The 11,724-nt window shown below is 65.0% G+C and carries 11 protein-coding genes; 2 read left to right on the forward strand and 9 right to left on the reverse strand.

What is annotated here, in order from left to right; genetic code table 11:
* From E7V67_022565 to glpD, 9 genes are all read right to left on the reverse strand, one after another.
* Complete coding sequence (locus tag E7V67_022565) at positions 1–435, reverse strand: DUF4189 domain-containing protein (protein ID WUR12459.1); 435 nt, start codon at positions 433–435, stop codon at positions 1–3.
* A 76-nt stretch (positions 436–511) separates the two neighbouring features.
* Positions 512–2,014, reverse strand: a complete 1,503-nt coding sequence (gene glpK, locus E7V67_022570; protein WUR12460.1) for a glycerol kinase GlpK — start codon at positions 2,012–2,014, stop codon at positions 512–514.
* A gap of 67 nt (positions 2,015–2,081) precedes the next feature.
* Positions 2,082–3,827: an ABC transporter substrate-binding protein gene (locus E7V67_022575; GenBank protein WUR12461.1), complete on the reverse strand. Its 1,746-nt coding sequence runs from the start codon at positions 3,825–3,827 to the stop codon at positions 2,082–2,084.
* Between the two features lie 55 nt (positions 3,828–3,882).
* On the reverse strand, positions 3,883–4,167 hold the full coding sequence (locus E7V67_022580) for a DUF2160 domain-containing protein (protein WUR12462.1): 285 nt from the start codon (positions 4,165–4,167) through the stop codon (positions 3,883–3,885).
* Position 4,168: 1 nt separating this feature from the next.
* Positions 4,169–4,993, reverse strand: coding sequence for a carbohydrate ABC transporter permease (locus E7V67_022585; GenBank protein WUR16329.1), 825 nt, complete (start codon positions 4,991–4,993; stop codon positions 4,169–4,171).
* 52 nt (positions 4,994–5,045) lie between these two features.
* On the reverse strand, positions 5,046–5,933 hold the full coding sequence (locus E7V67_022590) for a sugar ABC transporter permease (GenBank protein WUR12463.1): 888 nt from the start codon (positions 5,931–5,933) through the stop codon (positions 5,046–5,048).
* Positions 5,930–7,027, reverse strand: a complete 1,098-nt coding sequence (locus E7V67_022595) for an ABC transporter ATP-binding protein (protein WUR12464.1) — start codon at positions 7,025–7,027, stop codon at positions 5,930–5,932. Before E7V67_022595 ends, E7V67_022590 begins: the two co-directional genes overlap by 4 nt.
* Positions 7,014–8,114: an ABC transporter ATP-binding protein gene (locus E7V67_022600; protein WUR12465.1), complete on the reverse strand. Its 1,101-nt coding sequence runs from the start codon at positions 8,112–8,114 to the stop codon at positions 7,014–7,016. The genes E7V67_022595 and E7V67_022600 overlap by 14 nt, the downstream gene beginning before the upstream one ends.
* Positions 8,115–8,148: 34 nt before the next feature.
* A complete protein-coding gene (glpD, locus tag E7V67_022605; protein WUR12466.1) occupies positions 8,149–9,717 on the reverse strand; it encodes a glycerol-3-phosphate dehydrogenase in 1,569 nt (522 codons plus the stop codon).
* Positions 9,718–10,171: 454 nt separating this feature from the next.
* Here glpD and E7V67_022610 point away from each other — a divergent pair, with 454 nt between their 5' ends.
* Both E7V67_022610 and E7V67_022615 read left to right on the forward strand, forming a co-directional pair.
* Positions 10,172–10,942 carry a DeoR/GlpR family DNA-binding transcription regulator gene (locus E7V67_022610; GenBank protein WUR12467.1) on the forward strand — a complete coding sequence of 257 codons (771 nt, stop codon included), beginning with the start codon at positions 10,172–10,174 and terminating at the stop codon, positions 10,940–10,942.
* Entirely contained in the window at positions 10,939–11,241 is a 303-nt protein-coding gene (locus tag E7V67_022615; GenBank protein ID WUR12468.1) for a hypothetical protein, read from the forward strand. The genes E7V67_022610 and E7V67_022615 overlap by 4 nt, the downstream gene beginning before the upstream one ends.
* Positions 11,242–11,724 lie beyond the last annotated feature (483 nt).

Raw genomic sequence — 11,724 nt, forward strand, 5'->3', positions numbered from 1 at the left:
TCAAGCGCCCTGCTGCGCCGCCGCCCCGCGCTCGACGCGCAATTTGCCGGAGCCGCTGCCATTGCAGGCCCAAACGTTGTGCGAGCAGGCTGCGCCGGCGCTGTCCTTCTCGCAGGCCGCGAGTGCCTGCTGCTTTGCCAGCGCCTTGGTCTTGCCGCTGCCCCAGCCGATGGCATCGCCCATGTCGGGAGGAACGGTGGCATACGCCACGCAGCCCTTGCCCGAGAAGCGCATGACGACGGCGCAGTTGGCGCTGTGCTTGGCGCACTCCTGCAACGCCCGCTCGCTGGCCGCGGGGCCGCTGGCGTAGTCGTGCGAGAAGCCGTAGTGGAATTTGTCGGTGCGGTCCACGGCCAGCGCGCCGTGCGAGTCGCCGGCGGCGAGGAGTGGCGCGCTGGCGAACAGCGCCAGCAGTGCAAGGCAGGTACGTTTCATTCGATCCCTGGGATGGCAAGGTTGAGTTAGCAAAAAAACATCCTGCGCATTATAACCACGTGCCGTCGCCAGGGCCCTACACCGCGAATGCCGATTCCGCACAGCCCGAGCGCAGCTGGCTGACAGCCTGCTCCCAGCCCTGCACCCGGCGCTGTGCCTCATCGCGCCCCGTAGCGGGTTCGAAGACGCGATCCACGCGCCACTGCTGGGCAAGGTCCGCCGTGCCTTGATAAACTCCGGCGGCCAGGCCGGCCAGGCTGGCCGCGCCCAGCGCCGTGGTTTCCGTTACCACCGGACGCACGACAGGGATGCCCAGCAGGTCGGCCTGGAACTGCAGCAGCAGCGAGTTGGCGCAGGCACCGCCGTCGACGCGCAGTTCCGTGATCGGCGCGGCGGCGTCGCGCTGCATCGCCTGCAGCAGCGCCGCGCTCTGGAACGCGATCGACTCCAGCGCGGCGCGGGCGATGTGCGCGACGGTCGTGCCGCGCGACAGGCCGAACATGGCGCCCTTGGCGGACGGCACCCAATACGGCGCGCCAAGGCCCGTGAACGACGGCACGAACACGACGCCGCCCGCATCGGGCACCGAGGCGGCCAGGGCCTCGATCTCGGAAGCGGACTTGATGGCTTTCAGGCCGTCGCGCAGCCACTGCACGACGGCGCCGCCGATGAACACGCTGCCTTCCAGCGCATACTGGTGCCGGCCCTGCGCTTCGCAGGCGGCGGTGCTGATCAGGCCATTGTTCGACACCGCGCACTCGCTACCGGTATTGAGCAGCATGAAGCAGCCGGTGCCATAGGTATTCTTGGCCATGCCGGGCTGGAAGCAGGCCTGGCCGAACAGCGCCGCCTGCTGGTCGCCGGCGATGCCGCCGATGCACACCTCGGCGCCGAGCCACTCGGCATCGGTCATGCCGAACAGGTGGCTGGACGGATGCACCGTCGGCAGCAGTTCGGCCGGAATATCGAGCCAGGCCAGCAGTTCGGGGTCCCAGCGGCGCTCGTGGATATTCCACAGCATGGTGCGCGCGGCGTTGCTGACGTCCGTCACGTGCGCGCGCCCGCCGGTCAGGTTCCACGCCAGCCAGGCATCGACGGTGCCGAAGGCCAGCTCGCCGCGCGCGGCGCGCTCGCGCGCGCCATCGACGTTATCGAGGATCCATTTCAGCTTGGTGGCGGAAAAATACGGGTCCAGCACCAGGCCCGTCTTGGCGCGGATCGCGTCGGCCAGGCCGTCCGCGCGCAGCCGCTCACACAGCGCCTCGGTGCGCCGGTCCTGCCAGACGATGGCATTGAAGATGGGGCGGCCGCTGGCGCGCTCCCACACCACCGTCGTCTCGCGCTGGTTGGTGATGCCCAGCGCGGCGATGTCGCCCGCGCGCAAGCCGGCCTTGGCCAGCACTTCGCGCGCGGTGGCGAGCTGGCTGCGCCACAGCTCGTCCGGATTGTGTTCGACCCAGCCCGGCTGCGGGAAGATCTGGGTGAATTCCTGTTGGGCCGAGGCCACCACCGCGCCATCGCGGAACACGATGCTGCGCGAACTCGAGGTGCCCTGGTCCAGGGCCAATAAGTAGGCCATGTGCGATCCTGCCTCAAAAGTGAACGAACGCGCGGCGGCCGACTGCCCGCCGCGCGGTGGGAGAAGATCAGCGTACCTTGCCGGCCTGCCAGGCTTTCAGCAGCTGGTCGTATGGAATGGTCTCACCCTTCGGCTTCTCGTTGGCCAGCTTGGCCCACGGCGCCGCGTTGTTGGTCATCATGCTGGCCGGGTCCTTCTTGTCGGCCAGCTTCGGCGCGCACTTGGCCATGCCGGCGCGCTGCAGGCGGCCCAGGATCTTGTCCATCTCGTCGGCCAGGTTGTCCATCGCGCCCTGCGGCGTCTTCTCGCCCGAGATCGCGGTGGAGACGTTCTTCCACCACAGCTGCGCCAGTTTCGGATAGTCCGGCACGTTGTTGCCGGTCGGGGTCCAGGCCACGCGCGCCGGGCTGCGGTAGAACTCGACCAGGCCGCCCAGCTTCGGCGCCATGTCCGTCATCGCTTTCGAGCGGATGTCGGAATCGCGGATGAAGGTCAGGCCGACGATCGACTTCTTCAGCGAGACGGTCTTGGCCGTGACGAACTGGCCGTACAGCCAGGCCGCAGCCAGGCGATCCGGCGGAGTGCTCTTCAGGTAGGTCCACGAGCCCACGTCCTGGTAGCCGTTCTGCATGCCGTCCTTCCAGTACGGGCCGTGCGGGCCAGGCGCCATGCGCCATTTCGGCGTGCCGTCGCTGTTGACCACCGGCAGGCCGGCCTTGGTCATGCTGGCGGTGAAGCCGGTGTACCAGAAGATCTGCTGGGCGATATGGCCCTGCGACGGCACCGGGCCCGATTCCGAGAACGTCATGCCCAGTGCCTGCGGCGGCGCGTATTTCTTCATCCAGTCCAGGTACTTGGTCAGCGCGTAGACGGCCGCTGGCGAGTTGGTCGCGCCACCGCGGGCGACGGATGCGCCCACCGGCGTGCACTTGTCGGCCGCCACGCGGATGCCCCACTCGTCCACCGGCAGGCCGTTCGGCAGGCCCTTGTCGGCGGCGCCGGCCATCGACAGCCACGCATCGGTGAAGCGCCAGCCCAAGGACGGGTCCTTCTTGCCGTAGTCCATGTGGCCGAACACCTTCTTGCCATCGAGTTCCTTGACGTCGTTGGTGAAGAAGCTGGCGATGTCCTCGTAGGCCGACCAGTTCTGCGGCACGCCCAGGTCGTAGCCATACTTGGCCTTGAATTTCTGCTGCAGGTCCTTGCGCGCGAACCAGTCGGCGCGGAACCAGTACAGGTTGGCGAACTGCTGGTCGGGTAGCTGGTACAGCTTGCCGTCCGGCGCGGTGGTGAAGCTGGTGCCGATGAAGTCCTTCAGGTCCAGGCCCGGATTGGTGAACTCCTTGCCGGGGCCGGCCATGTAGTCGGTCAGCACGACGGTCTGGCCGTAGCGGTAGTGGGTGCCGATCAGGTCCGAGTCGTTGACCCAGCCGTCGTAGATCGATTTACCGGATTGCATGGAGGTCTGCATCTTCTCGACCAGGTCGCCCTCCTGGATCACGTCGTGCACCACCTTGATGCCGGTGATCTCCTCGAAGGCCTTGGCCAGCACTTTCGATTCGTAGACGTGCGTGTCGAGCGACTCCGACACCACGTGGATTTCCTTGACGCCCTTGGCCTTCAGCTTGGCCGCGGCGTTGATGAACCAGTTCATTTCCTCCAGCTGCTGCGCGCGGCTCAAGGTGCTGGGCTTGAATTCGCTGTCGATCCACTTCTCGGCCGCCTTGGTGTCCGCCATGGCGGGATTGCTCATCGCCAGGACGGCAATCGCGATGGCACCCAGCTTGAATACCGCTTGCTTAGTTTGAGTCATGTCTTCTCCACGTTATTGTTGTCGCTTTCCGGGACATCCCGGCCCTTCTTTTCGCTCAGGCTTTCGCCATGATGAGCACCAGCGCGGCAAAGCTGAGTCCCGCGCCGATCCACTGATTCAGGTCGGTGAAGCCGACCCACGCCAGGTTGACGTAGGCCGCCGTCAGCAGCCCGATGAACAGGCGGTCGCCGCGCGTCGTGCGCATCGGCAGGAAGCCCTTGCGTTCGACGGTGGGCCAGCGCAGTTCCAGCACCGTCATCGCCACCAGCATCAGCACGATGCAAGCGAAGAATACCGCGACCGGCATCGTCCACGCCATCCATGCGAATGACCATTCCATGTCACACCCTCCCCATCGCGAAACCTTTGGCAATATGATTGCGCACGAACCAGATCACCAGCATGCCCGGTACCAGGGTCAGCACGCCGGCGGCGGCCAGCACGCCCCAGTCCATGCCGGCGGCCGACACGGTACGGGTCATGATGGCGCTGATCGGCTTGGCATCCACCGACGTCAGGGTGCGCGCCAGCAGCAGCTCGACCCAGCTGAACATGAAGCAGAAGAAGGCGGTCACGCCGACACCGGCCTTGATCAGCGGCAGGAAGATCTGCAGGAAGAAGCGCGGGAACGAGTAGCCGTCGATGTAGGCCGTCTCGTCGATCTCGCGCGAGATGCCGGACATGAAGCCTTCCAGGATCCACACGGCCAGCGGCACGTTGAACAGCATGTGTGCCAGTGCCACGGCGATGTGGGTATCCATCAGGCCCACCGTCGAATACAGCTGGAAGAACGGCAGCAGGAACACGGCCGGCGGCGTCATGCGATTCGTCAGCAGCCAGAAGAACATGTGCTTGTCGCCCAGGAAGCGGTAGCGCGAGAAGCCGTAGGCGGCCGGCAGCGCGACCAGCAGCGAGAACGTGGTGTTCATCGCCACGTAGATCATCGAGTTGATGTAGCCGCCGTACCAGGACGGATCGGTGAAGATCGTCTTGTAGTTGTCCCACGTGAGGTTGTGCGGCCACAGCGTGAAGACGGACAGGGTTTCCTCGTTGGTCTTGAGCGACGTGTTGAGCATCCAGTACAGCGGCACCAGCGTGAAGGCCACGTACAGCACCATCATGACGGCGCGCGGGATGCGGTTGTTCTTGACGAAGGACTGGCTCATCGGGGTACTCCGCTGGATCGTTGAATCGGCCGGGATGGCGGCCTGCAGGTCTCTAGGCATGCTCGCTCTCCGCATTGGTCGTGTTGCCGGCCTTCTGCATCCAGTTGTACAGCACGAAGCTGAACAGCAGGATGATCAGGAAGTAGATCAGCGAGAACGCCGCCGCCGGGCCCAGGTCGAACTGGCCGACCGCCTTCTGCGTCAGGTACTGGCTGAGGAAGGTGGTGGAGTTGCCGGGACCGCCGCCGGTCAGCACGAACGGTTCCGTATAGATCATGAAGCTGTCCATGAAGCGCAGCAGCACGGCGATCATCAGCACGCCGCGCATCTTGGGCAGCTGGATGTGGCGGAACACGGCCCAGCGGCTGGCGCCGTCGATCTGCGCGGCTTGATAATAAGCGTCCGGGATCGAGCGCAGGCCGGCAAAGGCCAGCAGCGCCACCAGCGGCGTCCAGTGCCACACGTCCATCAAGAGCACGGTCAGCCATGCGTCGATGGTGTTGGACGTGTAGTTGTAGTCGATGCCCAGGAGCTGCAGGCCATGGCCGCCCAGGCCGATGTCGGTACGGCCGAAGATCTGCCAGATCGTACCCACCACATTCCAGGGAATCAGGAGCGGCATCGACAGCACGACCAGCGACAGCGAAGACTTCCAGCCTTTCGACGGCATCGCCAGCGCCAGCGCGATCCCCAGCGGGATCTGCACCAGCAGCACGCACAGCGAGTAGATCATCTGGCGCGCCAGCGCGGCATGCAGCTCAGGGTCGCGCATGATCTCGCGGAACCATTCGAGGCCGACGAAGACGGCCTGGGTGGGGCTGATAATGTCCTGCACGGAGTAGTTCACCACCGTCATCAGCGGCAGGATCGCGGAAAACGCGACGCAGGCGAACACCGGCAGGATGAAGAACCAGGCCTTGTTGTTATAGGGCTTGTTCACTGCGCGATCCTTTCGTCGTTGCAGAAGAAGATGGTCTGTGGCCGGGCCAGGCGCAGCCAGTGGCGGCCGGCCTGCACGGGAACCGACGTCTCCAGCTTGCCCTTGAGCGGATGGCCGGCCACGGTGCCCGTGACCAGCTGGCAGGTGCCCAGCTGCTGCACGTGGCGGATCTCCGCTTCCAGCGCGCCTTCGGCGCCGGCCGGCGCCAGCTCGACGAACTCGGGCCGGATGCCCATCGCCAGGTTGCCCTGGGCGCGTTTGAGCTGCGCCACGCGGGCCGGATCGACGGCCAGCCGGTCGTTGCCGATGTAGATGCCGGCGCTGTCGTCGGCATCCACCCGCACCGGGTAGAAGTTCATGCCGGGGCTGCCGATGAAGTAGCCGACGAAGGTGTGGTCGGGCCGCTCGAACAGCGCGTCCGGCGCGCCCTTCTGCACGATCTTCCCGTTCGTCATGACGACCACTTCGTCGGCGAACGTCAGCGCCTCGACCTGGTCGTGCGTCACGTAGATCAAGGTCAGCTTCAACTGCTGGTGAATCTGTTTCAGTTGGCGCCGCAGCTGCCATTTCAGGTGCGGGTCGATCACCGTCAGCGGCTCGTCGAACAGGATGGCCGAGACGTCCTTGCGCACCAGGCCGCGGCCCAGTGAGATCTTCTGTTTGGCATCGGCCGACATGCCGCTGGCGCGCACCTTGAGCGCGTCCTTCATGCCGAGGATTTCCGCCACCTCGTGCACGCGCTTGTGCACTTCCGCCTCCGGCACCTTGCGGTTACGCAGCGGGAACGCGAGGTTGTCGTACACCGTCATCGTGTCGTACAGCACCGGGAACTGGAACACCTGGGCGATATTGCGGCCGCGCGTGGGCACGTCCGTCATGTCCTTGCCGTCGAACAGGACCTGGCCGTGCGACGGCACCAACAGGCCCGAGATGATGTTCAGCAGGGTGGACTTGCCGCAGCCGGAAGGGCCCAGCAGCGCATAGGCGCCGCCGTCTTCCCACACCATGTTCATCGGCTGCAGCGCGAAGTCCGCTGGCGCCTGCGGGTTCTTGCCATAGGCATGGCCCAGGTTACGAAACTCAATGCGCGCCATGGCTGGCCTCCCGGGGTGAACGCAGCAGCGCGCCGTCCGCGTCGAAAATGAACAATTCCTGCGGATCGACCCAGGCCTGCACCTTCGAGTCGATCGCCACCGCATGCACGCCGGGCACCTGCGCGACGATGCCTGCATCGCCCAGGCGCAGGTGGACATACGTCTCCGAGCCGCTCAATTCGGACAGGTCGACCGTGCAGTCCATCCGGTTGACGTGATCGGCGCCGGGCGTCAGCCCCACGTGGTGGCAGCGGATGCCGACCTTGCAGGGCTTGCCCTGCCCCAGCGCCAGCGGCGCGCCGGCGAGGCGCAGCAGCGGGCCGGCATCCAGGCGGATCGTGTGACCGTCTTCCATGCGGCCATCGAGCACGTTCATCGGCGGGTCGTTGAAGATCGCGGCGGAGCGGATCGAGATCGGGCGGCTGTAGGTGTCCAGCGTGGGACCGGTCTGCAGGATGCGGCCGGCGTCCATGACGACGGTCTGGCCGCCCAGCAGCAGTGCTTCCTGCGGCTCGGTGGTGGCATAGACGACCGTGGTAGCGCCATCCGCAAACAGCGACGCCAGCTCCGCGCGCAGTTCCTCGCGCAGCTTGTAATCGAGGTTGACGAGGGGCTCGTCCAGCAGTACCAGCGGCGCCTTCTTCACGAGGGCGCGGGCCAGCGCGCAGCGCTGCTGCTGCCCGCCGGACAGCGCGCCGGGCAGGCGCTGCAGCAGGTGCGCGATGTGCAGCTTTTCGGCCATCGCCGTGACGCGCTCGCGCACCTCGGCCTCCGGGCGGCGCTGAAGGCGCAGCGGCGCGGCGATATTGTCGAACACCGTCATCGCGGGGTAGTTGACGAACTGCTGGTACACCATCGCCAGCTTGCGTTCGCGCACACTGACGCCCGTGACGTCCTTGCCATCGACGAGGATGCGGCCGGCGCTGGGGCGGTCCAGCCCCGCCATCACGCGCATCAAGGTAGTCTTGCCAGCTTGCGTGGGCCCGAGCAGGACGTTGATCGTTCCAGGGACCAGTTCGAGGTCCAGAGGATACAGATGCGTCTCGGCGCCGACCCGCAAGCTGATGTCTTTCAGCTGCAGCTTCACTGCGGTCTCCTGTTCTTGTTTTACTGCTGGTGCTTCACTTCTGATTCACGGCGCGGGCATCGTCCCGGTGCCCTTGCTGCTGTTCCATCCACTGCTGCAGCCGCTCGACGTCCGCCGGCTTGCTGTGCAGGCCGCACTTGGTGCGCCGCCACAGCACGTCCTCGGCACTGCGGGCCCATTCTACCTGCATGAGATAGCGCACCTCTCGGCTGTACACGCCGGGCGCCAGTTCGGTGCCCATGTCGGCCAGGCTGACGGCGTCGCCCAGCATGCGCTCGGCGCGGCTGCCGTAATTGCGGGCGTAGCGCTGCGCCAGCTTGGCCGGCAGCCAGGGATGGCGGCCGCGGAAGCGGCGCAGGAAGCTGGCGAAATCGTAGCGCACGATCAGCATGCCGGGCAGCTGCAAGTCGCCACCGGGCAGCGGCGCCTTGGCCGTCCAATCGGGCGCATTGGTGCCGAGGCGGCGCTGCAGGATGATCAGTGCTTCCTCGGCCAGCTTGCGATACGTGGTGATCTTGCCGCCCCAGATATTGAGGAACGGCGGCAGGTCGTCCGGGCATTCGAGCAGGTAGTCGCGCGTGATGGCGGAGGCCTGGCTGGAATTGTCGTCCAGGAGCGGACGCACGCCGGAATAGGTGCCGACCACGTCCTGCGGTCCGATCTGGCGGTTGAAATAGCGGTTGGCCATCTCGCACAGGTAGTCGATCTCCTCCTGGCTGATGGTGACCTTTCCCGGCTCGCCGGTATATTCAAGGTCAGTGGTGCCGATCAGCGTGAATTCATCCTGGTACGGAATGGCGAAGATGATGCGCTTGTCCGGGTTCTGGAAGATGTAGGCGTACGGGTGCTCGAACAGGCGCGGCACGATGATATGGCTGCCCTTGATCAGCCGCAGGCCATAGCCGCGGCCCGCGCTCAGCGACGACGCCGCGAACTTGCCGGCCCACGGCCCGGCCGCGTTGACGACGGCGCGCGCGCGCACGTCGATGCGACCGCGCTCCTCGCTCTCGAGCGAGGCACGCCAGCCGTCCCCTTCGCGCCGCGCCGAACGGCACGTGGTGCGGATCAGGATCGTGGCGCCACGTTCGCTGGCATCGAGCGCGTTCAGCACGACGAGGCGCGCATCGTCGACCCAGCCGTCGGAATACACGAAGCCCCTGCGGTAGCTGCCCTTGAGCGGCTCGCCGGCCTCGTGCTCGGCCAGCGCGATGCCTTCGGACCCGGGCAGGAACTCGCGCTTGGCCAGGTGGTCATACAAGAACAGGCCGGCCCGGATCATCCAGGCGGGGCGCTGCGCGGCATCATGCGGCATGACGAAGCGCAGCGGCCACATGATGTGCGGCGCGTTGCGCAGCAGGACCTCGCGCTCCTGCAGCGCCTTGCGCACCAGCTTGAACTCGCGGTACTCCAGGTAGCGCAGGCCGCCGTGAATCAGCTTGGTGCTGGCGGACGACGTGTGCTGCGCCAGGTCGTGCTGCTCGCACAGCACGACGCGTAGGCCACGGCCAGCCGCGTCACGGGCGATGCCGACGCCGTTGATGCCGCCGCCGACGACCAGCAGGTCGCAGTCCAGGCGTTCGGCGGGGGCGGAATATGGGGCCATTGTCACAGTCCGAGCGGGCGTGCTTGCGTTGGCGTGGCGGCCGCGCCGACGAGATGACTGCAGCAGCTGGCGCGAATATGGTCGTTTTTGTTCATATCGAGTCTCTAAACAGTGAAGTCAGCGTCAGCTTCCGGGGGACAGGCACCTGTTGCCGGGTCTACGACCCTGCAACAGGTGCCTGTCCCCTAGGGTTTCCTCAGCATCCGAGGGTCCGGATGCGTGAATCGATTGTACATATTTCCATACCGTGGACAACAAATATTTTGCGGATTTGTTCGTTTTTGTTCGCGACGCACGGGTTACATGTTCGTTTGTTGTGGAAAAGTCACTCTGAGTGCATCCTGACCCGACCTTCGGCGCTTACCACTGATGAGGACGCAACGAGGTGAACTATAATGAACACGCCGACAACCCGCCGGCTGTCCTCCACCCGTTCGCATCCGCTCATTCACCCATGACGCCACGCCACCGCCGCCTGCTCGACCACATCCGCCAGCACGGCGACACCTCCGTAGAAGAACTGGCCCGCATCCTGGGCGTGACGACCCAGACGATCCGGCGCGACATCCGCGAACTGGAAGACGAGCGCCTGCTGGCACGCTACCACGGTGGCGTCAGCATCCCATCGACGGTGGAGAACATCGACTACGACCAGCGCCGCGTGATGGACAGCGACGCCAAGCGCCGCATCGGCCAGCTGGCCGCCGCGCAGGTGGAGAACGACCGCTCGCTGATCATCAATATCGGCACCACGACCGAGGAAGTGTCGAAAGCGCTGCTGCGCCACCGCGGCCTGCGCGTGGTGACGAACAACCTGAACGTGGCGTCGATCTTGTCCAACTGCGACGACGCCGAAGTGATCGTCGCCGGCGGCGTCGTGCGCAAGCGCGACCGCGGTATCGTCGGCGAAGCCACCATCGACTTCATGCGGCAGTTCAAGGTCGATATCGGCATCATCGGGGTTTCCGGCATCGAGGCCGATGGCACGCTGCTCGATTACGACTACCGCGAGGTGCGTGTCACGCAGACGATCATGGAGCAGTCGCGCCAGGTTTGGCTGGTGGCCGATCACACCAAGTTCGGGCGGCATGCGCTGGTGCGGCTGGGGAGCATTGCGCAGGTGGATAAATTCTTTACGGATTTGCCGGTGCCGGCGGAGGCGGCGGAGGCTTTTGAGAAGGCTGGGGTGGAGGTGGTGGTGGCGGGGGCGGAGCCTGCTGCGTGATGCCTTCAGGCCGAGCCACCAGATACTTCTTACTTGCAGCCGCGCTGCTCGGTGGCGCATCTGTCCGGGCTGAGATTGTGTCCGAGACGTCCTGCTATGTTCGCACTTCGCCTGGCAAGGTCGCCAAGCCGGTCCAGATGGTTCTCCGTCGCTATATTGACCAGGAGCTTAACAAGGAGGTGGGCGCCTACGTTCAGTACAATCAGTCGAAGGACATGATTCCGCTGGTGTTCGTCAAACACGTGGACACCGATACCGATTCGCCGAGGCTGTGCAATCATGAGATTACCCAGGATTGAGGTCGTGGATAGGAAGTCAGCCGGCGAGTATTTGTTCGTACAGACGGGGCTGGTATGAGGCAGGGAAATACGTGCGCTATACCTTTACGCACGGTGGTAAGCCTGTGATATTTCAGCATACTGGCGACGATGACACTCCGTGCCAGGTGAGCCGGTAAGCCAAAGCCGACGTCGGGTTCGCTTCCGAACTCCAAGACGTCACCAATCGAAATCGATACGATGTCGCCATAGCGCGTGTGAGGATTCCAGCTCAGCAGCACCTCGCTTCCTCGACAGGCATCTGTGCATTTCTATAAGCCGGTGCGATCAATGTTTTGCGCTTCATCAAACCCGTCGGAAGGCTTGGAGTCAATACTGTTCGCTTCAGCACTCTGAAGCGTCACTGAAACGATATATGGTCACGCTGCTGCGGCGTCTACATGGCGGTGCGTTGAGAAATGGCCGAGCGAGGCTGAGCATCTGACTCCTCGTTTTCCCTGTCTT

It is taken from the genome of [Empedobacter] haloabium (assembly GCA_008011715.2).
In the GTDB taxonomy this organism is placed as follows: Bacteria; Pseudomonadota; Gammaproteobacteria; order Burkholderiales; family Burkholderiaceae_D; genus Rugamonas; species Rugamonas haloabia.

What these genes read in the sequence shown, in the direction of transcription:
- E7V67_022565 (WUR12459.1), bottom strand. Translation starts at nt 435, where the DNA reads ATGAAACGTACCTGCCTTGCACTGCTGGCGCTGTTCGCCAGCGCGCCA.
- glpK (WUR12460.1), bottom strand. Translation starts at nt 2,014, where the DNA reads ATGGCCTACTTATTGGCCCTGGACCAGGGCACCTCGAGTTCGCGCAGC.
- E7V67_022575 (WUR12461.1), bottom strand. Translation starts at nt 3,827, where the DNA reads ATGACTCAAACTAAGCAAGCGGTATTCAAGCTGGGTGCCATCGCGATT.
- E7V67_022580 (WUR12462.1), bottom strand. Translation starts at nt 4,167, where the DNA reads ATGGAATGGTCATTCGCATGGATGGCGTGGACGATGCCGGTCGCGGTA.
- E7V67_022585 (WUR16329.1), bottom strand. Translation starts at nt 4,993, where the DNA reads ATGAGCCAGTCCTTCGTCAAGAACAACCGCATCCCGCGCGCCGTCATG.
- E7V67_022595 (WUR12464.1), bottom strand. Translation starts at nt 7,027, where the DNA reads ATGGCGCGCATTGAGTTTCGTAACCTGGGCCATGCCTATGGCAAGAAC.
- glpD (WUR12466.1), bottom strand. Translation starts at nt 9,717, where the DNA reads ATGGCCCCATATTCCGCCCCCGCCGAACGCCTGGACTGCGACCTGCTG.
- E7V67_022610 (WUR12467.1), top strand. Translation starts at nt 10,172, where the DNA reads ATGACGCCACGCCACCGCCGCCTGCTCGACCACATCCGCCAGCACGGC.